The organism is Stenotrophomonas sp. TWI700, from assembly GCF_039673645.1.
GTDB lineage: Bacteria > Pseudomonadota > Gammaproteobacteria > Xanthomonadales > Xanthomonadaceae > Stenotrophomonas > Stenotrophomonas maltophilia_AA.
In genome coordinates this window covers 55,011-78,287 of record NZ_JBDJMB010000006.1, presented here as the reverse complement: position 1 = coordinate 78,287, position 23,277 = coordinate 55,011, and the positions used below count along the sequence as shown (strand labels likewise).

Below are 23,277 nucleotides of genomic sequence, written 5' to 3'. Positions count from 1 at the left end.
GATCGATCTAAACGATTGGCGGGGGATTTTTAGCACGACCGCGCGGGCGAAGCATGCTGCTCCGCAATATGGATTCCCGGGCAGCTTTCGCTTGGCGAGGGCACTATCCCCGGCGGCACAGGCCGGACCGCCCCGGCCCTGTGGGTGGGGCGCTGACCATGAATCGGAGTTCCCACCGGGGTTGCCCCGGGGAGAGTGCGCAACGGCATGGGCAGTGAATGGCCCTCGGGGCAGGGTCATGTTGCAGCGCAGAATGCATCGCCTGAAATTCCCGTGCTTTACTTAAATCGATCTAAATTCACCGGGGTGTGGATTGGGTCGCCCAGTCCAGGGAACCCGCGGCGCCCACCGCCAAAGGTTCGCGCTGCCGCCACGTCCGCCAAGGAGCCCGTGTCCGTGACCCGTTTTTCCAACTGTCCTTCCGTTGTTCCCGCCGCCCATGCCGTCCCGGCCCGCCGCCGCCCGCTGGCCGGCCTGGCCTGCCTGCTGGCGCTGAGCTGCGCGCCGTTGTTGCTGCAGGCCGCGCCCGCTGCACTGGAACGTGAGGTCAACACCTTCATCGGCAGCAAGGACGATGGCAATACGTTCCCGGGTGCCTCGGCGCCGTTCGGCCTGATCCAGGTCAGCCCGATCGGCGAGCACTACGCCGGTTGGCGCTATGACGATCCCAAGATCCGCGGCTTCGGCCACTCCTTCCTGTCGGGTGCCGGCTGCTGGGAGCAGGGCGGCCAGGTGTCGGTCCTGCCGGTGACCGGCAGCATCGGCCCGGGCGGTGACTTCAACACCGACGACGCCAAGAGCTTCGACCACAAGCGCTACGCTTCCAGCTACACCCATGACGGTGAAGTCGGCCAGGCCGGCTACTACAAGGTGCGCCTGACCAATTACGGCGGCATCGATGCCGAGGCCACCGCGCGCACCCGCGCCGCGGCCGAGCGCTACACCTTCGCCGCGGATGCGACGACCGGCCACGTGCTGGTCAACCTTGGCCAGGCCAACGAGCGCCATTCGGTGATCGGCAGCGTGGTCGACGTGGTCGGCGACCGTGCCGTGGAAGGCAAGCTGGTCACCAAGAGCTTCTGCGGTGGGCATCAGTACACCACCTGGTTCCGCATCGAGTTCGATCGCCCGTTCAAGGCGTTCGGTACCTGGGGCGAGGGCGGCGGCCTGCCGGGCGCACGCCATGGCATGGAAGGCGAACTCAAACCCAGCGGCGCTTGGCTCAGCTTCGACCTGGCCAAGGGCCGCGCCGTGACCGCGGTCAGCGCGATCTCGCACGTGGATGCCGAAGGCGCGCGTGCCAACCTGCGCAGCGATGGCATGCAGAGCGAGCGCCTGCTCGGCTTCGATCAGATGCGCCAGATGGCGCAGCAGCAGTGGCGCAAGGAGCTGGCCGCAGTGCGCGTACAGGGCGGCAGCACCGATGACCGCACCGTGCTGTACACCGCGCTGTACCACGCGCTGCTGCAGCCGCTGACCGGCAGTGATGCCGACGGCCGCTACCGTGGCTACGACGACGCCATCCATCGTGCCGAAGGCTGGACCTACTACGAGTACTTCTCGCTGTGGGATACCTACCGCGCACAGAACCAGTGGCTGGCGCTGACCAAGCCGGAGGTCGCGCGCGATATCGGCCGGACCCTGCTGGCCATCGAAGCGCAGGGCGGCTGGCTGCCGCGTTGGGGCTATGCCAACTTCGAAACCAACATCATGACGGGTGATCCGGTCACGCCGTTCCTGGTGGACCTGTGGCGCTTCGGCGCGCTCGCCGGCCGCGAAGGCGAGGCGTACACCGCGTTGCGCAAGAACGCGTTCGAGGTGCCGCCGATGAACTCCCGTCATGCAGGCCGTTCGGGCAATCCGAGCTACCTGGCCAACGGCTACGTGCAGTACGACCGTGCCTTCCCCTCCAAGGGCATGGACGTGGATCCGCACCACGGTGGCTCGGCGACGCTGGAATACGCGCTGGCCGACTGCGCGCTGGCACAGATGGCCGATGGCCTCGGGCATGCCGCCGATGCCGGCGTGCTGCGCGAGCGCGGCCGCAACTGGCACAAGGTGTGGGACCCTTCGGTGCGGGACGAGGAGGGCGACTTCAACGGTTTCCCGCGTCCGCGCATGGAAGATGGCGCGTGGTACCTGCCGGCCGACGGCAAGTACAGCCCGCGCTCGCACCATGGTTTCCATGAAGGCACCGCGTGGCAGTACCAGTGGCTGGCGCAGCAGGACGTGCCCGGCCTGGTCCAGGCCATGCACGGTCGTGAGCAGGCGGCCCGCCGTCTGGATACGTTCTTCGCCTATGACGCACTCGTGAAGTCGCCGCTGACCGCCGCGCGCAAGGAATGGGTGGTCGGGCCGTACAGCTACTACAACCAGTACCGCTACAACCCCAACAACGAACCGGACCTGCACGCGCCGTGGATGTACACGCTGATCGGCCAGCCGTGGAAGACCGCGACCGTGGTGCGTGCCGCGCAGCAGCTGTTCACCAATGCGCCCAACGGCGTGACCGGCAATGATGACCTGGGCACGATGTCGGCCTGGTACCTGTTCAGTGCGCTCGGCCTGTATCCGGCGGTGCCGGGTAGCGGCGAGTTCCTGCTGCATACGCCGCGCTTTTCCCGTGCCGAGATCGATCTGGGCCAGGGCAAGACGTTGACCCTGAAAGCCCCGGGCGCCGATGGCCGACAGCTGCAGTATGTCCAGAACGTCCAGGTCGACGGCCGCGCGCATGCGCCGGTGTGGCTGGACTGGGCGCAGCTGCAGCGCGGTGGCACCATCTCGTTCGCACTGGGCAGCACCGCCCCGGAGAACGGCTGGGGCACGCAGGCCGAGGCGCTGCCGGCCTCGTTCTGCGCCACCCCCGGCGCAGTGCTGGAATGAGCGGCGCACCCGCCTGCGCCGAGGTCGTCCCCCCGGGGCTGACCGCCGGCACGGGCGCGGACCGCTGGCCAATGCGATCGTTTAGGCTTGCACCTTGCTTGAGGAACCCGACGACCCGATGAAAGACAAGGCCACCCCCGCCGGCAAAGGCACGCGCGCGGTCACCGTGACCGACATCGCCGAAGCGATCGGCGTGTCGCGCGCGACCGTGTCGCTGGTGCTGCGTGGCAGTCCCCTGGTGAACGTCGACACCCGTGCCAAGGTGGAGGCCGAACTGCGGCGCCAGCGCTACGTGTACAACCGCGGCGCGGCCAACCTGCGTCGGCGCACGTCCTCGAGCGTGGCCCTGGTCATCAACGACCTGTCCAACCCGTTCTTCGCCGAATTCGCCTCCGGGGTGGACGAAGCGCTGGGCGGCAAGGGCTTCGTGACCCTGCTCGGCAGCACCGGTGAATCGCCGGAACGGCAGCAGGCCGTGCTGACCACCTTGATGGAGCACATGCCGGCCGGGCTGATCCTGTCGCCGGCCGAAGGCAGCGATACCGCGCAGCTGCGGCAGGTGCTCGGCCATGCCAACGTGCTGTTGTTCAACCGCGAACTGCCCGGCGCAGAGTGGGACTTCCTGACCCTGGACAACCAGCAGGGTGCCTACCTGGCCACCCGCCATCTGATCGAACAGGGCCACCGCCGCATCGCGTTCTATGGCGGCCATGCGGTGTCCAGTTCGTGCCATCAGCGTCGTACCGGGTATGCGCAGGCGCTGGTCGAGGCGGGCATGCCGGTGCAGCCGGCGTGGCTGATCGAAACCTCGCCCAGTCGCCTGGATGCAGCCGCGCGGACCGGCGAGCTGTTCGCGCTCGGTGACGTGCCGACCGCGGCGGTCTGCTACAACGACAGCGTCGCACTGGGCCTGATGCTGGGCCTGGCCTCGCGCGGCGTGCAGCCGGGTCGCGACTTCGCGGTGACCGGTTTCGATGATATTTCCGAGGCCTCGGTGGCATCGCCGCCGCTGACCACGCTGACCGTCAACCCGCGCGAGCGCGGGCGGCAGGCAGCCGAACTGCTGTTGCTGCGTCTGGACCATCCCGACGCTGCGCCGGCCCGTACCGTTGCACCGGTCCAGCTCCGCGTTCGCGAGAGCAGTGGCGCGATGACCGTCTGATGGTTCCCCCAATCACCTGCTCGCGCACTGAGGCGCGTACCTGAATGCCCATCTCTCCTACGCCCCGCCTCCCATCCTCATCCTCCGCTGCGCCCGTGGTGAACACGCGTGTCGCGCTGGCCGTGGCGACCACCATCTTCTTCATGTGGGGCTTCCTCACCTGCCTCAACGACATCCTGATCCCGCATCTGAAGGCGGTGTTCGAACTGAACTACGCCCGCGCGATGCTGGTGCAGTTCACCTTCTTCGGTGCGTACTTCCTGATGTCGCTCCCGGCCGGCCGGCTGGTCGCGCATCTGGGCTACAAGAAGGGCATCGTGGCCGGCCTGGCGATTGCCGCGGTCGGTGCGCTGGGCTTCTGGCCGGCCGCCGAACTGCGCGTGTATGAAGCCTTCCTGGGCGCCCTGTTCGTGCTGGCCACCGGCATCACCGTGCTGCAGGTCGCGGCCAACCCGTACGTGGCGCTGCTTGGCCCGGAGCAGACGGCCTCCAGCCGCCTGACCCTGGCCCAGGCGCTGAACTCGCTGGGTACCGCGATCGCGCCGATCTTCGGCGGGCTGCTGATCCTGGGCAACACGGTCAAGAGTGCCGACGAGATCGGCGCGCTGCCGGCCGCCGAGCAGATCGCCTACCGCGTGCAGGAAGCGCAGTCCGTGCAGGGCCCGTACGTGGGCCTGGCCGTGGCGCTGTTCCTGCTGGCGGTGTTCGTCTATCTGTTCCGCCTGCCGGCGCTGACCGAGACCACCGAGCAGGCCGATACCAGCAAGCACACCCTGATGGATGCGCTGCGCCATCGCCACGTGCTGTTCGGCGTGCTGGCGATCTTCTTCTACGTGGGTGCGGAAGTGTCGATCGGCAGCTTCCTGGTCAACTACCTGTCGCTGCCCAACATCGGCGGCTTCACCGAGAAGGAAGCCACCCATTACGTCTCGGCGTACTGGACGCTGGCGATGATCGGTCGTTTCGCCGGCTCGGCGATCATGACCCGGTTCTCGCCGCGCGTGCTGCTCACCCTGTTCGCGGGCATGAACGTCGCACTGCTGGCGCTGACCATGCTCAGCCAGGGGCAGGTCGCGTTGTACTCGATCGTGGCGGTGGGTCTGTTCAATTCCATCATGTTCCCGACCATCTTCGCGCTGAGCATCGAACGCCTGGGCACGCTGACCAACAAGGCCTCCAGCCTGCTGATCATGGCCATCGTCGGTGGCGCGGTGGTGCCGTACCTGCAGGGCCTGCTGGCCGACAGCATCGGGCTGCATGAGTCCTTCATCCTGCCGCTGCTCTGCTACGGCTACATCATCTTCTACGGCCTGTCCGGTTCGCGCCCGGCCGTCGGATTCCGCCAGGGAGCGTGAGGCCACGATGTCCAAGATTGTTTGTTTCGGCGAGATTTTGATCGATCTACTTGCCCAACCGCCGGCCACCCCGGACACCCCGCGTGCCTTCCTGCAGTACGCCGGTGGCGCACCGGCCAACGTCGCGGTAGCGGCTGCAAGGCTCGGTGCGGATACCCATTTCGCCGGCATGCTCGGCCAGGACATGTTCGGCGACTTCCTTGCCGAGAGCCTGGCCAGTGCCGGCGTGGCGACCGACTGCATCGTGCGCACCGACGCGGCCAAGACCGCGCTGGCGTTCGTCGCGCTGGATGCCAGCGGCGAGCGTAGTTTCAGTTTCTACCGCCCGCCGGCGGCCGACCTGCTGTTCCGCAGCGCGCACTTCCACCCGAACTGCTTCGACGGTACGCGCAGCTTCCACGTGTGCTCCAACAGCCTGACCGAGGCCGAGATCGCCGATGCCACGCTGGAGGGCATGCGTCGCGCCCGCCAGGCCGGTGCGATGGTCAGCCTCGATCTCAACCTGCGCCCGGCGCTGTGGCCGACCGGTGTCGACCCGCTGCCGCGGCTGTGGGAAGCGCTGTCGCTGGCCGACCTGGTCAAGCTCTCGCGTGAGGAACTGGAGTACCTGGCGGCCTCGGTGCCGGGCGGTGATGCCGCGGTGGTCGAGCGCCTGCTCGCCGCGCAGGCCCAGGCGGTGGTGATCACCGACGGCGCCGCACCGATCCGCTGGCATACCCGCCACGCCCACGGCGTGCTCACCGGCTTCCGCGTCACCACGGTCGATTCGACCGCGGCCGGCGATGCCTTCGTCGGCGGCCTGCTGTTCGGGATCGGCGAGCGCGGCGGTGACGGCGCCGGTTTCGCCGCGTTCTGCCAGGACCCCGCCGGGTTGGTCGAGGCGATCCGCTTCGGCGCGGCCGTCGGTGCATTGGCCGTGACCCGCAAGGGCGCTTTCGCCGCGATGCCCAGCCTCCATGAAGTCCAGCAACTGCTGCAGCAACAACAGGATGACGCCGCATGACCACGCCGGTTCCGCCAACCCCCGACTTCCGCTCGCCCGCGTTCCTGCGCGCCCACATCGCGCAGACGATGGCGTTCTACCAGCCGCATGAAATCGACCCTAACGGCGGCTTCTTCCATTACTACCGTGACGATGGCAGCGTGTATGACGCCAGCCACCGTCATCTGGTCAGCAGCACCCGCTTCGTGTTCAACCATGCGATGGCTTACCGCGAATTCGGCAAGCCCGAGGACCTGGCGGCGGTCGAGCATGGTCTGCGCTACCTGCGCGAGGTGCATCGCAACCCAGCGACGGGCGGTTATGCGTGGACGCTGCGCGATGGCGTGGTCGAAGATGCCACCAACCACTGCTATGGCGTGGCCTTCGTGCTGCTGGCCTACAGCTGCGCGCTGAAGGCCGGGATCGGCGAAGCGCGTTCGTGGATGGACGAGACCTGGCAGCTGCTGGAAGCGCGCTTCTGGGAACCGGCGTTCGGCCTGTACAAGGACGAAGCCGACGCCGACTGGCACTTCAGCGACTACCGTGGCCAGAACGCCAACATGCATATGTGCGAGGCGATGCTGGCCGCGTTCGAGGCGAGCGGTGAGCAGCGCTATCTCGATCGCGCGCTGCTGCTGGCCGATCACATGACCCGTCGCCAGGCGGCGCAGGGCGATGGCCTGGTGTGGGAGCACTACGACACCCAGTGGCAGATCGACTGGGACTACAACCGCGATGACCCCAAGCACCTGTTCCGCCCGTGGGGCTTCCAGCCGGGTCACCAGACCGAGTGGGCCAAGCTGCTGCTGATCCTGGATCGCCACGTGCAGGCCGACTGGCTGGTACCGACGGCGCGGCATCTGTTCGATGTGGCAGTGGAGCGCAGCTGGGACGCCGGGCGCGGCGGGCTGTATTACGGCTTCGCGCCGGATGGCAGCGTCTGCGATGACGACAAGTATTTCTGGGTGCAGGCCGAATCGCTGGCCACCGCCGCGCTGCTGGCCACGCGCACCGGCGACGCCGTGTACTGGGACTGGTATGACAGGGTGTGGGGCTACGCCTGGCAGCACATGATCGATCATCGCCATGGCGCCTGGTATCGCATCCTGGATGCGGACAACCGCAAGTACAGCGACGAGAAGAGCCCGGCGGGCAAGACCGATTACCACACCATGGGCGCGTGCTACGAAGTGCTCAACGTGGTGCGTTGATCGGCGGATCGCCAGTGGGTGTCTGAACGTGCCGGCCCCGGGCCGGCCGGCATAAGCGGGTCAACAACGAGGCAGGCTGCCATGCGTCATTTCCGTGTCGTCCGTGCGGCCTGCTGGCTGCTGTTGCTGCTGGTGGGATCGTGGGTGCTGCCGGTGACGGCAGCGCCGCTGCAGGCCCAGTGGAGCTTCCGCCTGTTGCCCGGCGATGCCCAGCTGCGCGCCCATCCACAATTGGCCGGCTGGCGCACCGCGCAGGTGCCTGGTGCGGTGCATACCGACCTGCTGGCACAGGGACAGATTCCCGATCCGTACGTTGGCGCCCCCGAGGCCGACCTGCAGTGGATCGGCCTCGCCGACTGGGAATACCGTGCGCAGTTCGATGTGGATGCGGCGACGCTGGCGCGCGCACATGCCGAGCTGGCGTTCGAAGGCCTGGATACGTTCGCGACCGTCACCCTCAACGGCCAGCCGCTGCTGCAGGCGAACAACAGTCATCGCACCTGGCGTGCGCGGGTCGACGGCAGGTTGCGTGCCCGCGGCAATGAACTGCGCATCGTGCTGCGCTCGCCGATCCGCGCGCTGCTGCCGGACGTGCAGGGGATGCCGCACAAGATCGCCGGCAACTACCCCTCGCCCTATGGCGATGAACCCAAAGACGCGATGGTCGGCAATTTCGTGCGCAAGCCGGGCTACCACTTCGGCTGGGATTGGGGCCCGCGTTACGTGACCGCCGGCATCTGGCGGCCGGTGCGGCTGGAGAGCTGGGACGCACAGCGGCTGACCGCGGTGGCCGTGCAGACCCGTGCCCTGGATGCGGCCCGCGCGGACCTCGAGGTCGCGGTCGAGGTGGAGAGTGCGGCGGTGGGCACCGCCGCGGTGCAACTGGAGGTACTCGATCCGGACGGCAAGCGCGTGGCGCGCATCGACCGCAGGGCGATGCTGCAGGCGGGCGACAACCGCATCACGATCCCGGTGGCGCTGCAGAATCCGCGGCGCTGGTGGCCGGTCGGGCAGGGCGAGCAGGCGCGCTATACCGTGCGCGCCACCCTGGCACCGGGGACCGCCGATGCGTCCCGCATCGAGCAGCGCACCGGCCTGCGCACCGTCGAACTGCGGCGGGAGGTGGACCGCAACGGCGGCCAGGGCTTCGCGTTCGTGATCAACGGCGTGCCGATCTTCGCCAAGGGCGCCAACGTGATTCCGTTCGACATGTTCCCGGCGCGCGTGGACGAGGCGCGGATCCGGCGCGAGCTGACCGCGGCACGCGATGCGAACATGAACATGCTGCGCAACTGGGGCGGCGGTTACTACGAAGACGACGTCTTCTTCGACATCGCCGACGAGCTGGGCCTGCTGGTCTGGCAGGACTTCATGTTCGGGGGCGGCATGCAGCCCGGCTACGATCCGGCGTTCCGCGCGAACGTGGTCGACGAAGCGCGCGACAACGTGCGGCGCCTGCGCCATCACCCCAGCGTGGTGCTGTGGTGCGGCAATAACGAAGAAGAGACCGCATGGAAGGACTGGGGCCACGGCCGTGACCTGACGGCGGCGGATCCCGTGTTCGCCGCGAAGGTCTGGCAGGGCTACGTGGACCTGTTCGGCAATGATCTGCGCCAGGTGGTGGCCGAGGAGGGACTGGGCGTGCCGTACTGGTCGAGCTCACCGGGCAACGACCTGGACGAAAAGGCCAACGATTCCACCCGCGGCGACAAGCACTACTGGCAGGTATGGGGCAATCCGGCGCTGCCGGTGACCGCCTACCTGCGCGAAACCCCGCGTTTCATGTCCGAGTACGGGCTGCAGGCCTGGCCGGTGCTGCGCACCCTGGACGGCATCATTCCCGCCGACGAGCAGCGGATCGACAGCTCGATGGTGCGCGCACACCAGAAATTCATGGCGGGCGAGGGTAATCAGCGCCTGCTCAAGTACATCGAGGAGGAGTACGGCACGCCCCGTGATTTCCCGGCATTCGTGTACCTGAGCCAGGTGATGCAGGCCGACGGCATCCAGCTCGCAGCCCTGCATCACCGTGCCTCACGGCCGTACACGATGGGCTCGCTGTATTGGCAGCTCAACGATGTGTGGCCGGGGGCGTCGTGGTCGAGCATCGACTACGCCGGGCGCTGGAAGGCGCTGCATTTCCACGCCCGGCGCTTCTTCGCCGACCACGCGGTCGCGGCGCTGCGCGACGACGGGATGACCCGGGTGAGTCTGCTCAATGATCGCCAGCAGGGTCTGCAGGCGACATGGCGGCTGCGGGTGATCGATCTCGATGGCGCGCTGCGCAGCGAGCAGCGGCATACCGTGGCCCTGCCGCCGTTGTCCGCGCTGGAGGTGGGGCGATTTGCCGATGCCGACCTGTTGAAGGGGGCCGATCCGACCCGCACCGTGGCGGTGGTCGAGCTGTTCGACGGCGGGAAACTGTTGTCGCAGCAGGTGGTGTCTTTCGTGCCGGCCAAGGCCTTGGCGCTGTCACGGCCGGCCATCGACAGCGCATTGCGCGCCGACGGCGACGGCTACGTGTTGACGCTGCGCTCGCCCACGCTGGTGCGTGCGCTGTGGATCGCGTTCGATGGGCTGGATGCCACGCTCGACGACAATGCGCTGGACCTGGTGCCGGGCGAGACGGTGACGATCCGGCTGCGCGCGGATGCGGATCTGGCGACGCTGCGCAGCACATTGCGCCTGCACTCCCTGGCAGACGTCATCCGGTAGAGCCACGCCATGCGTGGCTGGCGCGGTGCTGGGATCGCGCGAACAGCATCCACGCATGGCGTGGATCTACCTCACCAGCGTGCAGGCGCGTGGATGTACCCGGTTACAGCGTGATCTGCTGGAAATTCTCGACGCGGTCGTGGCCGTGCGTGGCCTCACCACTGCGGGGCAGCGGGTAATCGTCCAGGCGGTCGATCAGACGGGTCTGCAGGCCGGCCTCGCGGGCGGCATCCAGCTCTTCCACCACATCGGACAGGAACAGGATCTGCGCGGCCGGCACGCCGATGGCATCCACGATATGGCGGTAGCTGTCCGCCTCGCGCTTGCCGCCGACTTCGGTGTCGAACCAGCCCGAGACCAGCCCCGTCAGGTCACCGGCTTCGCTGAAGCCGAAGAACAGCTTCTGCGACGGGACCGAACCGGAGGAATAGACGTACAGCGGCTTGCCCTCGGCATGCCAGCCCTTCAGCACGGCGGCCACTTCCGGATAGAAGTGCGCCTTGTAATCGCCGTTGCGGTAGCCCGCTTCCCAGATCATGCCCTGCAGCGCCTTGAGCGCGGTGTGCTTGCGGTCCTGGTCGATCCAGCCCTGCAGCGTCTCCACGATCAGGCTGTCCTGGCAGGCGCCGCCGATCTCCACCGCCACCGCGTCCAGCCAGCGGCGCACCTGCGGCTCCTGGCCATGCGCGGCGACAAACGCCGGCAGCGCCTTGCGCGCATACGGGAACAGCACGTTCTTGACGAACGAAACGCTGCTGGTGGTGCCCTCGATATCGGTGAGGATGACGGTCGGATGCGGCATGGATCAGTCGGCCTGGTGCTGTGCGGGGTGGTAACGCGGGAAGGTCTGGGCGATGTCGCTGCCGGTGAAATGGCCGACCCAGCCATCCGGCTCGGTGAAGAAGCGGATCGCCACGAAGCTCGGCTCCTCGCCCATGTCGAACCAGTGGGTGATGCCATCGGGCACGGCGATCAGGTCGTTCTTGACGCACTCGATCTCGTAGACCTTGCCGTCCACGTGCAGGGTGAACAGCCCCGACCCGGCAACGAAGAAGCGGACCTCGTCTTCCTTGTGGAAGTGCTCGTCCAGGAACTTCTTGCGCAGCTCGGCGCGCTTCGGGTTGTCCGGTGCGATCGATGCGACGTCCACGCTCTTGAAGCCGTGCGTGGCAACCAGCCGGTCGATATCGACCTTGTACGCGGCGAAGACCTCGTCCTGGCTGGCACCCGGCGCGACCTCGTGGGCCGCCTGCCAGCGCTCGAAGGTGACGCCGATCGGCTTGAGTTCGGCGGCGATCGCCTCGCCATCCCGGCTGTCGAACAGCGGGACATCCGGGGCGGTGTCATCAAATATGCGGAGTCGGCTCATGGCGGCGGCATCGAGGCGAAGAGGGGAAGGAAAGGGTACCAGTGCGGCGCCGGGGTTGGGGCGACGCACTGATGCCGAAGCGCGGAATACAGATTCTCTTCAGGAATCTGAGCGCGATCCGCCGCGCAGCTTGCGCAGCTCAAGCTCACAGTGCAGCAGGAATTCGAAGGCTTCCATGTGGCGGCGCGCCTCGGCCATGGTGCGGCCCCACGCGTACAGGCCGTGGCCGTCGATCAGATAGCCCCACAGCGGCTGGGTGTCGAGCAGGGCATCGACCTGGGCCGAGAGCACGTCCATGTCCTGGGTGTTGGCGAACACCGGCACATCGACCGCCATCTCGTGGGTGCTGTTGCCGTGGAAGGCCTTCAGCAGCTCGTAGCCTTCCAGCCGGATGTGGCCCTGCGGTGCATACAGCCGCGAGGCGATGGTCTGCACCGGCGAATGGGTATGCAGCACGCAGCCGATCTCCGGGAAACGGCGGTACAGCTGGGTGTGCAGCAGGGTCTCGGCGGAGGGGCGCAGCGGGCGGCCGACGGCCCTGCCGTCGAAATCCACCACCATGATGTCGTCCTCCACCAGCCGGCCCTTGTCCTTGCCGGAGACGGTGATCGCGGCATGGCGGTCATCCAGGCGGTGGGAGAAGTTGCTGCTGGTGGCCGGGGTCCAGCCGGCGTGGGCCAGCTCGCGGACGTTGTCGATCAGCAGCTGGGCCAGTTCGCTCAGGCGCGCGGTGTCGTACGGGAAGGTGGGGGTGCTCATGGGGCTATTTTACGGCGCTTCCATCGATTTCGCGCGCTCGGCGGTAGTGCCGGCCGCTGGCCGGCTCCTCATGAGCGTTTTGGGTGCACGTGGAGCCGGCCAGCGGCCGGCACTACTTGCGCAAGCGGCTATGGCGATAACCGTTTGCGCAAGCGGCTATGGCGATAACCGTAGCTGAAGTAGATCGCGAAACCGCCCAGCGTCCAGAAGCCCATCAGCATCCAGTTGTGCGCCGTCATCGCCGTCAGCAGCGCCACGCAGCTGAGCACGCCCAGACTGCAGATCAGCCATGCCATCGGCATCCGGAACGGACGCGGCAGGTCCGGCTGGGTGCGGCGCAGGATCAGCACGCCCGCGCAGACCGCCGCGAACGCGATCAACGTGCCCATCGAAGTCAGCTCACCGAGGACGTCGAGCGGGAACACCGCCGCCAGCAACGCGATGCCGATGCCCGTGATCACCGTGTTGATGTGCGGCGTGCGGTACTTGGGATGGATCTTGGTGAACAGCGGCGGCAACAGCCCGTCGCGGCCCATGATCATGAAGATGCGCGGCTGCGCGATCACCATCACCAGCACCACCGAGGACAGCCCGATCAGCGCGCCGATTTCCACCACCACGCGCAGCCAACCCAGTTGCGGATGCGCCGCCACCGCGGTCACCACCGGCTCGTCCGTGCCCAGCAGCTGGTACGGCACCAGCCCGGTCATCACCGCCGCCATGGCGATGTACAGCACCGTGCAGATCACCAGCGAGAGCATCATGCCGATCGGCATGTCGCGCTGCGGTTTGTGCGATTCCTGCGCGGCCACCGAGACCGCCTCGAAACCGATGTAGGCGAAGAACACCATCGCCGCACCGCGCAGCACGCCATCGAAGCCGTACTTGCCCGGGCCTTCGTTCTCCGGAATGAACGGCGTCCAGTTGGCCGGATCCACGTACTTCCAGCCCACCACGATCACCAGCAGGATCAGCGCGGTCTTGAGCACCACCATCGCCATGTTCATGGCCGAGGATTTGCTGATGCCCACGTAGCACAGCCAGGTCAGCAGCAGCACCAGCACGGCGGCCGGGATGTTGGCGATGGCGCCGGTCGGGCGCAGCTGGCCATCCAGTGGCGCACTGACCAGCGCGGCCGGTAGATGGATGTCGAAATGGCTGAGCAGGCTCAGGAAATAGCCGGTCCAGCTGACCGCCACTGCCGAGGCGGAGACGCCATATTCCAGCACCAGCATCCAGCCGATGAACCAGGCCGAGAGTTCGCCGAACGTGGCATAGGTATAGGTGTAGGCACTGCCGGAGACCGGCACCATCGCCGCGAACTCGGCATAGGCCATCGCGCAGAACGCGCAGCAGATCGCGGCCAGCACGAACGACAGCATGATCGCCGGGCCGGCATGGTTGGCCGCGGCCTGGCCGGTGATCACGAAGATGCCGCCGCCGATCACCGCGCCGATGCCCAGCGCGGTCAGGCCCCAGGGGCCGAGGGTACGGCGCAGGCTCAGGCCGTTGGCGTCTTCATGGGCGGCGTGCGGATGCTTGGTGGCCCACAGTTGCTTGAACATGGTTTGGAATTCTTCTCAGGCGCGACGTATCAAACGACCGGGCCGGTACTGGACCGGCCCGGCAGCATTCAGGCGTTCTTCTTGTTCAGCTTGCTGTGGCGGATGCCGTAGCCGAAGTAGATGCACAGACCCAGCAGGGTCCACGCCACGAACAGGTGCCAGTGCACCACGAAGGCCTGGTAGAACAGGAACAGACAGGCCAGCGCGCCCAGCGGGCAGATCACCCACACCAGCGGCACGCGGAACGGACGCTCCAGCTCCGGGCGCGTGTAGCGCAGGATCAGCACGCCGATGCAGACCGTGGCGAACGCCAGCAGGGTGCCCATCGAGACCAGCTCGCCGAGCACGTTCAGCGGCACGGTACCGGCCAGGGTGGCGGCGACGGCACCCACCACGATCGTGCTCCAGTACGGCGTGCGGAAGCGCTTGTGCACCTTGCCGAAGATCTTGGGCAGCAGGCCGTCGCGGGAGATCGTGTAGGCGATGCGGGTCTGGCCCATCATCATCACCAGCACCACCGAGGACAGGCCGGCGATCGCACCGATTTCCACCGCAGTCTTGAGCCAGGACAGGGTCGGGTAGGGCTCCAGCGCGGTGGCGACCGGCTTGTCGGTGCCGAGCAGGTGGTACGGCATCATGCCGGTCAGCACGGCGCAGACGATGATGTAGACGATGGTGCACACGGCCAGCGAGCCGAGCAGGCCGATCGGCATGTTGCGCTGCGGGTCCTTGGTTTCGCCGGCAGCAGTGGAGACCGCATCGAAGCCGATGTAGGCAAAGAACACGATGGTCGCCGCACGGAACACACCGCTCCAGCCGAACTCACCCGGCACGCCGGTGTTCTCCGGAATGAACGGGGTCCAGTTGGCCGGGTCCAGATGCGCCGCACCGAAACCGATGAACAGACAGATCACGGTGACCTTGATCGCCACGATGATCGCGTTGACGAAGGCCGACTGGGTCACGCCGACGTACAGCAGGCCGGAAACGGCCGCCACGATCAGCACTGCCGGCAGGTTGAACAGCTTGCCGGAGGCGATGAACTCATGGCCGGTCCAGGCGATGGGCGCGGCGCTCAACGCGTCCGGGAACGGCATGTTGAGCGTGGTGGTGATGAAGCTGATCAGGTACGCCGACCAGCCCACCGCGACCGAGGCCGAGGCGAACAGGTACTCCAGCACCAGGCACCAGCCGATGAACCAGGCCATGCCCTCGCCGAGGGTGGCGTAAGAATAGGAGTAGGCGCTGCCGGAGACCGGCATCATCGCCGCGAACTCCGCGTAGCACAGGCCGGCCAGTGCGCAGGCGAAGCCGGCGAACACGAACGACAGCATCACTGCAGGGCCGGCGTGGTTCGCCGCAGCCTGGCCGGTGAGCACGAAGATGCCGGCACCGATCACCGCACCGATGCCCAGCAGGATGAGGTGTTTCGCTGTGAGGGTCCGTTTCAGTGTGGGCTCGCCGTCCAGGCTGCCTTCGATGGGCTCGCCGGCATCGACGTGCGGTGCCGGTGCGACCGGTTTGACCCTCAACAGAGACTTCAGCATGCAGTGCTTCCCTAAATGAACAAAGGTGAGGCGCGCGGTACATTGCCGCACGCCCTGATGGCGACTGGGCGCCCCAGCGGTGCGGGGCCCGCTGTACCTTAGCCAAAGCTGAAGCCGCTGTACAAGCACAAATGCAGCATGGCCGAGCGATAATCGGCCAAATCCGCACGATGCCCGCGCCTGCCATGTCGTTGAACCCCGAATCCATTGCCATTCCTGACGCTGCCCTGCGCAGTCAGCTTGACGCCTACGCCCGCCGACACCCGGGGGACGCGGCGCTCGCTGACGAATTCAGCACATTGCTTGACGATCCGGAAAACCCGTTCCTGCGCGAGCGCCTGGCCGGGCACTTCACCGGCAGCGCGTGGCTGGTCAGCGCCGACGGGCAGCGCGTGCTGCTGACCCACCACCGCAAGCTGGACCGCTGGCTGCAGCTGGGCGGCCATGCCGACGGCGAGCGCGATCTGGCCCAGGTCGCGCTGAAGGAGGCCGAGGAAGAGTCCGGGCTGACCGCGCTGGTGCTGGAGGATGGCGACCTGTTCGACATCGACAAGCACTGGATCCCCGAACGCAGGGACGTGCCCGGGCATTGGCATTACGACGCCCGCTACGTGGTGCGGGCGCTGGGCAGCGAGCAGTTCGCGGTCAGCGAAGAGTCGCTGGCACTGGCCTGGCGCGATATCCGTGACGTGGCCAACGCGGCGATCGATACCCCGGATGGCGACGATTCCCTCCCGCGCATGGCCAAACGCTGGCTGGCGCGGTGATTTAACGGGGACGGAGGTAGTTATTAACTACCTCCGTCCCCGTTAATAAAGCACACGTGTCCGCAGCGTGCCCGGGATCGCCGCCAGCTCGTCGCGCACGGCGCCGGCCTGGGCTTCGCTGGCGGTGATGTCGATCACCACGTAGCCGACCTTCGGATCGGTGCGCAGGAACTGGCCGTCGATGTTGACGTTGTGGCGCGAGAAGATCTCGTTGACCCTGGACAGCACGCCCGGCACGTTCTGGTGGATGTGCAGCAGGCGCAGGCTCTCGGCGTGTTCGGGCAGGGTCACTTCCGGGAAGTTGACCGCCGACAGGGTGCTGCCGTTGTCGCTGTAGCGGACCAGCTTCGCCGCCACTTCCACGCCGATGTTGTCCTGCGCTTCCAGCGTGCTGCCGCCCACGTGCGGGGTCAGGATCACGTTGTCGTGGGCGGTCAGCGGGGAAACGAAGGCATCGCCGTTGCCCTTGGGCTCGACCGGGAACACGTCCAGCGCCGCGCCGCCGAGATGGCCCGAGCGCAGCGCCGCATCCAGCGCGTCGATGTCGACCACGGTGCCGCGTGCCGCGTTGATCAGGTGCGCGCCGGGGCGCATCCGCGCCAGTTCATCGGCGCCGATCATCCACTGCGTGGCCGGGGTTTCGGGCACGTGCACGGTCACGATGTCGGCGCGCGCCAGCAGGCCGTCCAGGCTGATCGCCGCACGGGCATTGCCCAGCGAGAGCTTGGTTTCCACATCGTGGAAGATCACCTGCATGCCCATCGCCTCGGCCATCACGCCGACCTGGGTGCCGATGTGGCCATAGCCGATGATGCCCAGCGTCTTGCCGCGCACCTCGTGGCTGCCCGCCGCTGATTTGGACCAGCCACCGCGATGGCACTCGGCGTTCTTCTGCGGGATGCCGCGGGTCAGCATGATCGCCTCGGCGATCACCAGCTCGGCCACGCTGCGGGTATTGGAGTAGGGCGCGTTGAACACCGGGATGCCGGCCAGTTCCGCCGCCTCCAGGTCGACCTGGTTGGTGCCGATGCAGAAACAGCCGACCGCCATCAGGCGCTTGGCATGCACCAGCACATCCGCGCTCAGCTGGGTGCGCGAGCGGATGCCGACGATGTGGGCCTCGGCGATCCGGGCCTTGAGTTCGTCTTCGGGCAGCGCCTTGCTGTGCAGTTCGATCTGCGAATAGCCGGCCGCGGTGAACACGTCGATCGCGGTCTGGCTGACCCCCTCGAGCAACAGTACGCGGATATCCTGCTTCGGGAACGAGGTCTTTTTCGGCGACATGGGCGGCGTGCGACGTGTGGCGGCGGGAGCCCCCAACTATGCCAGAAGCCGGCGTCGATGGTGCGGTGCGCCAATCGCTGGCCAGACAGTTTCAGATGCACCTATTTAGGTAGGGCTGGCGCGGGCGATCGACGCACCGGCGACTGGACGCGGCCGGTAGCGGCTGGCAGGCTTGCGGGCTCCCCCGGCACTGCCAGACGCCCCATGACCGATCCGCGCCTTGATTCGCTGTTGCACGATTGCCCCGGGCTGCGCCTGAAGACCGATCCGGCCGATCTGGAGCACTACGGCCGCGACTGGACCCGCCGCTGGACGCCGGCGCCACTGGCGATCGCGCTGCCGGGTACGGTCGAGGAGGTGCAGACGATCCTGCGCTGGGCCAGTGCCCGCAACGTGGCGGTAGTGCCTTCCGGCGGCCGCACCGGCCTGTCCGGTGGCGCGGTGGCGGCCCATGGGGAACTGGTGCTCAGCCTGGAACGGATGAACAAGCCGCTGGCCTTCGATGCCGTCGACCGCACCCTGACCGTGCAGGCGGGCATGCCGCTGGAAGCAGTGCACAACGCGGCGCTCGAGCACGGGCTGATCTACCCGGTGGATTTCGCCGCGCGCGGGTCGTGCTCGATCGGCGGCAACATCGCCACCAACGCCGGCGGCATCCGCGTGATCCGTTACGGCAATACCCGTGAGTGGATCGCCGGCCTGACGGTGGTGACCATGGCCGGGGAGCGGGTCGAGCTCAACAAGGGCCTGATCAAGAATTCCAGCGGCTACGACTTCCGCCAGCTGCTGATCGGCTCGGAAGGCACGCTGGGCGTCATCGTGGAAGCGACGCTGAAGCTCACCGACCCGCCGCCGGCGAGCAACGTGATGCTGCTGGCACTGCCCTCGTTCGAGGTGCTGATGCAGGTGTTTGCCGCATTCCGCGAACGTCTGCAGCTGCAGGCGTTCGAATTCTTCACCGACCGCGCGCTCGAGCACGTGCTGGCGCACGGTGCGCAGGCGCCGTTCGATGAGGTCCATCCGTATTACGTGGTGACCGAGTTCGCTGCCGGCGATGACGCCGAGGAAGCCGCCGCGATGGCCGCCTTCGAAGACTGCATGACGCACGGCTGGGTCAGCGATGGTGTGGTCAGCCAGAGCGATGCGCAGGCCGCGCAGCTGTGGCGGTTGCGCGAAGGCATCACCGAGGCGGTGGCGCGCTACAAACCCTACAAGAACGACGTTTCGGTGCGGATCTCGGCGATGCCGGCGTTTCTCGCCGAAACCCAGGCGTTGATCGGGCAGGCGTACCCGCAGTTCGACGTGGTCTGGTTCGGACACATCGGCGACGGCAACCTGCACATCAACGTGCTCAAGCCGGACGGCACCGCGGATGCCGAGTTCCTGACCCAGTGCGAGCATGTCACCAAGCTCCTGGCCGGCGTGCTGAGCCGGTTCGACGGCAGCATTTCGGCCGAGCACGGGATCGGCCTGGTCAAGAAGGGCTATCTGGACAGCACCCGCAGCGCGGCGGAAATCGCCTTGATGAAGGCGGTCAAACGCGCGTTTGATCCCCAAGCGCTGCTGAATCCCGGCAAGGTCTTCGACCTCTGAGACGAGACAGGATTTCACGCAGCCTATACGCTCTGTGCTTTCCACCACGAACGACACCCTGATGATGCGTCCGATCCTGCTTCTTGCCGTGCTTGCCCTGCCGCTGTCTGCGATGGCGTCCAGTTTTGCCGGCAGCTCCGCCGGCTCCGCATCCGGCGCGTCCTCGGCCGGTTCGTCCAGCTCGGGCGATGACAAGATCGTGCTCGATGCGCGTGACGACGCCGCGGCCTTCGTGGCCAGCGACGGCGCCATCCGCGGCGCACGCCTGGAAGCGGCGCTGCTGCACCTGCGCGAGCAGGGTGCAGCGCAGCAGGCCAGTGACATGGCGCTGGCCAGGACCCTGCTGGCACGCTGATGCAAGCCGCCGGTCAGGTCCGCCGCTGGCGCTGGGCGGTCCTGATCGCGTGGCTGGCCGCGCCTTGGGCGCACGCCGCGCTGCAGCTGGAACTGCAGCCGCAGGGATTGAACACGGCGCAGATCGTCGCCGCCGAGCGCGCCCTGCAGCAGGTGCGCACGCGCCTTCCTTCCGGGTGGCAGGCACGGTTCCAGCAGCCGGTCCTGGTCCGCTGGTCGGACGCGCTGCCGGCCCATGTGCACGGCCGTGCCCGCAACGGCACGATCACCCTGCAGCGCGCACTGCTCGACAGCGTGCAGGAGGATCAACCATTGCCGCGCCCGCTCGAGGCGGCACTGATCCATGAACTGACCCACGTGCTGGACCGTTCGTCGCAGGGCGGTTGGTCACGCGACGTGCGGCTGCGCGATCTGGCCGGCTGGCAACGACGCCCGTGGAAACTCGGCCGCACCGGCAACGCCTTCAGCGGGCGCAGCCCCGATGATTACGAGCGTGCCAGCCCGGCCGAGTTCCTGGCGGTCAACGCCGAGCATCTGCTGCTCGATCCCGAGTACGCCTGCCGTCGACCGGCCGTCGCCGCGTGGTTCGCCGAGCACCTGGGGCCGATCGCGCACGCGGTCGACTGCGACACCCGTCTGCCGTTGATGCAGGCCGAAGAGGAGGCAGGCGCTGCGACGCTGCTCGAGCTGGATCCAGCGCGGGTTTACGGCGTCGACTACCTGCTCGCCGAGGGCAATGACCAGCTGATGAGCCGCTGGGGCCACAGCATGCTGCGGCTGGTGATCTGCGCGCCGGGGCGGCCACGCGGGCCGGCCTGCCGGATGGACCTGTCCCATCACCGCGTGCTGTCCTACCGCGCCTTCGTCGGCGATGTGCAGATCTCCAGCTGGCGCGGGCTGACCGGCGCCTATCCCTCGCGTCTGTTCGTGCTGCCGCTCAACCAGGTCATCAACGAATACACCCAGCTCGAGCTGCGGGGGCTGTCCTCGGTGCCCTTGGCGATGGATGAGCAGGACATCGCCAGCCTGCTCGAGCGTGTCGCGCAGGTGCACTGGAGCTACGACGGGCGCTATCTGTTCGTCAGCAACAACTGCGCGGTGGAAACCGGCAAGCTGCTGCAGGAAGGCGTGCCGCGCCTGGCGTCGCCCGGTCTGAACCGGCTCACCCCGCGCGGCCTGCTGACCCGTCTGGAGCGCCTGGGCGTGGCGGATGCCAGCGTGATGGCCGATCGCGGGCAGGCGACCCGGCAGGGTTATTACTTCGCGTCGGCGGAAGCGCATTACCAGCAGCTGTTCGATGTCGCCCGCCGGCAGCTGCCGCTGGGCACGGCGAACGTCGGCGACTGGTTGCGGCAGCCGGCCAGTGAGCGGGCACGCTGGGTGGAGCAGGGCGATCTGCGCGCCACGGCGGCCCTGTTGTTGCTGGAACAGGCGGCACTGCGCCGCGAGGAACTGCGTGCGCGCGATGTCCTGAAGCGGCTGCTCGGCGATCCGGACGCGGGCGATGCCGCGGCGCGCGACACGCTGCGCGCGTTGCTCGAGGACACCGGCCAACTGGTCAGCCCGGCGGCCCTGGTGAAGGGTGGGGGCTACGGTCTGCCCTCCGCCGGTGAGCGCGCGATGGCCGCCGAGGCCGCCGTGCAGCTGAGTGCGCAGGGCGCGCCGGCCTGGAAGGCGCTGCAACGGCAGTTGAAGCAACGCCTGCCGGTGCGGCAGCAACGCGAGCTGGCCACGATCGACAGCTCGCTGGCCCGGCTCGGCGCGCGGATGCGCGAACTGGCCCGGGAAGACGGTGTTACTGCCGCGGCAGCTCGATGACGAAGCGCGCGCCGCCCAGCGTGCTGGCTGTGCAGGCGACGTGGCCGCCATGCGCATCGGCGATTGCCTTGACCACCGCCAGCCCCAGCCCGCTGCCACCGCGCTGACGCGAGCGCGAGCCATCGCCGCGCAGGAACGGATCGAAGATCTGCTCACGCAGCCCCGCGTCGATGCCGGGACCTTCGTCGTCGATGGCGATCTGTACGTGGGTGGCGGTGTCGTGCACGGCGACGCGGACCCTGCCGGGCGTGGCGTAGCGCCGCGCATTCTCCAGCAGCGCCATCAGCGCCTGGCGGACCCGGGTCGGGTCGCAATGCGCCGGATGCTCCTCGCGCGAGGTTTCCAGCTCCAGCACGAAGCCACTGCTGCGGAAGCCCGGGTCGACCAGGGTCATCACCGACTGCACTTCCTGCACCACATCGTTGCGGGCACGGCGGACATCCAGGCGGGCGCTGTCGGCCAGGCTCAGCACGCGCAGGTCCTCGATCAGCCGCGACAGCCCTTCGACCTGGGCCAGCAGGCTGCGGAACTGCCCTTCATCCGGGGCGAACACCCCTTCGGCCAGGCCCTGCAGGCGGCCGCGCAGGATGGTGACCGGCGTGCGCAACTCGTGCGCGATCGCCGCGTGCCACATCACCCGGTCCGCCTCGATGTTCTGCAGCCGGCGCGCCATCGCGTTGAAGTCGTCCACCAGCAGCGCCACTTCGCCGAGCGAGCGATCACTGATTGCGGCGCGCGCGCCCAGGTCGCCATCGGCAAGCCGGCCGATGCTGTCCACCACCGCATTGAGCGGGGTCAGGATGCGCTGGGACAAACGCACCGAGGCAGCGACGGCCAGGGTCAGCCCGATCAGGGTCACGCCCACCATCCAGACCAGCTCGGGGCCGCTGGGCACCCAGCTGACCGGCTCCGCGGCGCCACCGGGGTAGAACGCCACCAGCACGGCATACAGCAGGTAGGAGCTGAGGATCACCATCACGATGACCGCCAGCACCATCATCGACATCGACAGCACGATGTGCCGGCTCAGGCCCGAGCGGCGCATCAATGGTCCGCCGCCAGCCGGTAACCGACGCCGCGCACGCTGGCCGGCACGTTGGCCAGGCCGACATCATCGAGTTTGCGCCGCAGCTTGCTGACGTGGCTGTCCACGGTGCGCTCCAGCGCTTCGCTTTCCGGCAGGCACGCGTGCATGAGTTCGCTGCGGCTGAAGATGCGCATGGGTGCCAGCGCCATGCAGTGCAGCAGTTTGTATTCGGTCAGGGTGAGCAGCAGTTCGTGACTGTAGCCATCGCCTTCGACATGCACGGCGTGGTGCTCCGGATCGATCACCAGGCTGCCCACGCGCAGGATCTCCGGTGCGCTCGGGCGCGGCGCATTCAAGGTGCGGCGCAGCACCGCACGCACCCGCGCGGCGACTTCGGCCGGGTTGAAGGGCTTGACCACGTAATCGTCCGCGCCCATCCGCAGCGCGGTGAGCTTGTCCAGGTCCTGGTCCAGCGCGGTCAACATGATCACCGGCGTATCGCCGCGCTGGCGCAGCGTGTTGAGCACGGTCCAGCCGTCCATGCCCGGCATCTGCACGTCGAGCAGGACCAGGTCCGGCCGCGCGCTGCGATGCAGGGCGAGGGCGCCGAGGCCGTCCTGCGCGCGCAGCGTGCGCAGGCCTTCGCGGGCCAGGTAGGCCGCGACGATGTCGGCGATCTCGGGTTCGTCCTCGACGATCAGGACCAGGGCGTTGAGCGAATGATCCCAACGCGCGGTGGGGGCGCCGGGTGAATCGGAGGCGGGCATGCAGGGCAGGGCCGGAAGGTGCTTGTGCTCCATCGTATCTCCACACTTCCTCCATCGAAACCCCACCGAGCCCACGCAGACTGCCGCCATCGTGATTTCAGCCGGTGTTCCGGCCCTGT

Annotated in this window: 18 protein-coding genes; 10 read left to right on the top strand and 8 right to left on the bottom strand. The window is 67.6% G+C overall.

The window, feature by feature from the left end; translation table 11 throughout:
- Window positions 1–483: 483 nt before the first annotated feature.
- The 6 genes from ABE473_RS06940 to ABE473_RS06915 all read left to right on the top strand — a co-directional run bounded on the left by ABE473_RS06940 (window position 484) and on the right by ABE473_RS06915 (window position 10,308).
- Window positions 484–2,883 carry a GH92 family glycosyl hydrolase gene (locus tag ABE473_RS06940; protein ID WP_346489006.1) on the top strand — a complete coding sequence of 800 codons (2,400 nt, stop codon included), beginning with the start codon at window positions 484–486 and terminating at the stop codon, window positions 2,881–2,883.
- A gap of 118 nt (window positions 2,884–3,001) precedes the next feature.
- Window positions 3,002–4,045, top strand: a complete 1,044-nt coding sequence (locus ABE473_RS06935; protein ID WP_346489005.1) for a LacI family DNA-binding transcriptional regulator — start codon at window positions 3,002–3,004, stop codon at window positions 4,043–4,045.
- A gap of 44 nt (window positions 4,046–4,089) precedes the next feature.
- Window positions 4,090–5,400 carry an L-fucose:H+ symporter permease gene (gene fucP, locus ABE473_RS06930; RefSeq protein WP_346478072.1) on the top strand — a complete coding sequence of 437 codons (1,311 nt, stop codon included), beginning with the start codon at window positions 4,090–4,092 and terminating at the stop codon, window positions 5,398–5,400.
- A 7-nt stretch (window positions 5,401–5,407) separates the two neighbouring features.
- A complete protein-coding gene (locus ABE473_RS06925) occupies window positions 5,408–6,403 on the top strand; it encodes a carbohydrate kinase (RefSeq protein WP_346478073.1) in 996 nt (331 codons plus the stop codon).
- Window positions 6,400–7,593 (top strand): AGE family epimerase/isomerase, encoded by a 1,194-nt coding sequence (locus tag ABE473_RS06920; RefSeq protein WP_346488935.1) that lies wholly within the window; start codon window positions 6,400–6,402, stop codon window positions 7,591–7,593. Before ABE473_RS06925 ends, ABE473_RS06920 begins: the two co-directional genes overlap by 4 nt.
- 81 nt (window positions 7,594–7,674) lie before the next feature.
- A complete protein-coding gene (locus tag ABE473_RS06915) occupies window positions 7,675–10,308 on the top strand; it encodes a glycoside hydrolase family 2 protein (RefSeq protein WP_346488934.1) in 2,634 nt (877 codons plus the stop codon).
- Between the two features lie 103 nt (window positions 10,309–10,411).
- Here the strand turns inward: ABE473_RS06915 and mtnC are convergent, their stop codons facing one another.
- The 5 genes from mtnC to ABE473_RS06890 all read right to left on the bottom strand — a co-directional run bounded on the left by mtnC (window position 10,412) and on the right by ABE473_RS06890 (window position 15,548).
- Window positions 10,412–11,110 (bottom strand): acireductone synthase, encoded by a 699-nt coding sequence (mtnC, locus tag ABE473_RS06910; protein WP_346488933.1) that lies wholly within the window; start codon window positions 11,108–11,110, stop codon window positions 10,412–10,414.
- Between the two features lie 3 nt (window positions 11,111–11,113).
- On the bottom strand, window positions 11,114–11,677 hold the full coding sequence (locus ABE473_RS06905) for an acireductone dioxygenase (protein WP_346488932.1): 564 nt from the start codon (window positions 11,675–11,677) through the stop codon (window positions 11,114–11,116).
- A 99-nt stretch (window positions 11,678–11,776) separates the two neighbouring features.
- Window positions 11,777–12,436, bottom strand: a complete 660-nt coding sequence (locus ABE473_RS06900) for a methylthioribulose 1-phosphate dehydratase (protein WP_346488931.1) — start codon at window positions 12,434–12,436, stop codon at window positions 11,777–11,779.
- A gap of 128 nt (window positions 12,437–12,564) precedes the next feature.
- Complete coding sequence (locus ABE473_RS06895; RefSeq protein WP_346488930.1) at window positions 12,565–14,001, bottom strand: amino acid permease; 1,437 nt, start codon at window positions 13,999–14,001, stop codon at window positions 12,565–12,567.
- A 68-nt stretch (window positions 14,002–14,069) separates the two neighbouring features.
- Complete coding sequence (locus ABE473_RS06890) at window positions 14,070–15,548, bottom strand: amino acid permease (RefSeq protein ID WP_179459062.1); 1,479 nt, start codon at window positions 15,546–15,548, stop codon at window positions 14,070–14,072.
- 185 nt (window positions 15,549–15,733) lie between these two features.
- Here ABE473_RS06890 and ABE473_RS06885 point away from each other — a divergent pair, with 185 nt between their 5' ends.
- Window positions 15,734–16,315: an NUDIX hydrolase gene (locus ABE473_RS06885; protein ID WP_346488929.1), complete on the top strand. Its 582-nt coding sequence runs from the start codon at window positions 15,734–15,736 to the stop codon at window positions 16,313–16,315.
- A gap of 42 nt (window positions 16,316–16,357) precedes the next feature.
- Here ABE473_RS06885 and serA read toward each other — a convergent pair whose 3' ends face one another.
- Window positions 16,358–17,599, bottom strand: coding sequence for a phosphoglycerate dehydrogenase (gene serA / locus ABE473_RS06880; RefSeq protein ID WP_346488928.1), 1,242 nt, complete (start codon window positions 17,597–17,599; stop codon window positions 16,358–16,360).
- A 204-nt stretch (window positions 17,600–17,803) separates the two neighbouring features.
- On the opposite strand from serA, the gene ABE473_RS06875 reads away from it, so the two are divergent.
- The 3 genes from ABE473_RS06875 (at window position 17,804) to ABE473_RS06865 (ending at window position 21,364) form a co-directional block, all read left to right on the top strand.
- Window positions 17,804–19,192, top strand: a complete 1,389-nt coding sequence (locus ABE473_RS06875) for an FAD-binding oxidoreductase (RefSeq protein WP_346488927.1) — start codon at window positions 17,804–17,806, stop codon at window positions 19,190–19,192.
- Between the two features lie 61 nt (window positions 19,193–19,253).
- Window positions 19,254–19,547: a DUF2388 domain-containing protein gene (locus ABE473_RS06870; protein WP_176989104.1), complete on the top strand. Its 294-nt coding sequence runs from the start codon at window positions 19,254–19,256 to the stop codon at window positions 19,545–19,547.
- On the top strand, window positions 19,547–21,364 hold the full coding sequence (locus ABE473_RS06865; protein ID WP_346488926.1) for a DUF4105 domain-containing protein: 1,818 nt from the start codon (window positions 19,547–19,549) through the stop codon (window positions 21,362–21,364). Before ABE473_RS06870 ends, ABE473_RS06865 begins: the two co-directional genes overlap by 1 nt.
- On the opposite strand, the gene ABE473_RS06860 is transcribed toward ABE473_RS06865, so the two are convergent.
- Complete coding sequence (locus ABE473_RS06860; protein ID WP_346479431.1) at window positions 21,342–22,409, bottom strand: ATP-binding protein; 1,068 nt, start codon at window positions 22,407–22,409, stop codon at window positions 21,342–21,344. The two genes, ABE473_RS06865 and ABE473_RS06860, sit on opposite strands and share 23 nt — an antisense overlap.
- On the bottom strand, window positions 22,409–23,158 hold the full coding sequence (locus ABE473_RS06855; protein WP_346489004.1) for a response regulator: 750 nt from the start codon (window positions 23,156–23,158) through the stop codon (window positions 22,409–22,411). The genes ABE473_RS06860 and ABE473_RS06855 overlap by 1 nt, the downstream gene beginning before the upstream one ends.
- Window positions 23,159–23,277 lie beyond the last annotated feature (119 nt).

What these genes read in the sequence shown, in the direction of transcription:
- ABE473_RS06935 (WP_346489005.1), top strand. Translation starts at nt 3,002, where the DNA reads ATGAAAGACAAGGCCACCCCCGCCGGCAAAGGCACGCGCGCGGTCACC.
- fucP (WP_346478072.1), top strand. Translation starts at nt 4,090, where the DNA reads ATGCCCATCTCTCCTACGCCCCGCCTCCCATCCTCATCCTCCGCTGCG.
- ABE473_RS06925 (WP_346478073.1), top strand. Translation starts at nt 5,408, where the DNA reads ATGTCCAAGATTGTTTGTTTCGGCGAGATTTTGATCGATCTACTTGCC.
- ABE473_RS06920 (WP_346488935.1), top strand. Translation starts at nt 6,400, where the DNA reads ATGACCACGCCGGTTCCGCCAACCCCCGACTTCCGCTCGCCCGCGTTC.
- ABE473_RS06915 (WP_346488934.1), top strand. Translation starts at nt 7,675, where the DNA reads ATGCGTCATTTCCGTGTCGTCCGTGCGGCCTGCTGGCTGCTGTTGCTG.
- mtnC (WP_346488933.1), bottom strand. Translation starts at nt 11,110, where the DNA reads ATGCCGCATCCGACCGTCATCCTCACCGATATCGAGGGCACCACCAGC.
- ABE473_RS06905 (WP_346488932.1), bottom strand. Translation starts at nt 11,677, where the DNA reads ATGAGCCGACTCCGCATATTTGATGACACCGCCCCGGATGTCCCGCTG.
- ABE473_RS06900 (WP_346488931.1), bottom strand. Translation starts at nt 12,436, where the DNA reads ATGAGCACCCCCACCTTCCCGTACGACACCGCGCGCCTGAGCGAACTG.
- ABE473_RS06895 (WP_346488930.1), bottom strand. Translation starts at nt 14,001, where the DNA reads ATGTTCAAGCAACTGTGGGCCACCAAGCATCCGCACGCCGCCCATGAA.
- ABE473_RS06890 (WP_179459062.1), bottom strand. Translation starts at nt 15,548, where the DNA reads ATGCTGAAGTCTCTGTTGAGGGTCAAACCGGTCGCACCGGCACCGCAC.
- ABE473_RS06885 (WP_346488929.1), top strand. Translation starts at nt 15,734, where the DNA reads ATGTCGTTGAACCCCGAATCCATTGCCATTCCTGACGCTGCCCTGCGC.
- serA (WP_346488928.1), bottom strand. Translation starts at nt 17,599, where the DNA reads ATGTCGCCGAAAAAGACCTCGTTCCCGAAGCAGGATATCCGCGTACTG.
- ABE473_RS06875 (WP_346488927.1), top strand. Translation starts at nt 17,804, where the DNA reads ATGACCGATCCGCGCCTTGATTCGCTGTTGCACGATTGCCCCGGGCTG.
- ABE473_RS06870 (WP_176989104.1), top strand. Translation starts at nt 19,254, where the DNA reads ATGATGCGTCCGATCCTGCTTCTTGCCGTGCTTGCCCTGCCGCTGTCT.
- ABE473_RS06865 (WP_346488926.1), top strand. Translation starts at nt 19,547, where the DNA reads ATGCAAGCCGCCGGTCAGGTCCGCCGCTGGCGCTGGGCGGTCCTGATC.
- ABE473_RS06860 (WP_346479431.1), bottom strand. Translation starts at nt 22,409, where the DNA reads ATGCGCCGCTCGGGCCTGAGCCGGCACATCGTGCTGTCGATGTCGATG.
- ABE473_RS06855 (WP_346489004.1), bottom strand. Translation starts at nt 23,158, where the DNA reads ATGCCCGCCTCCGATTCACCCGGCGCCCCCACCGCGCGTTGGGATCAT.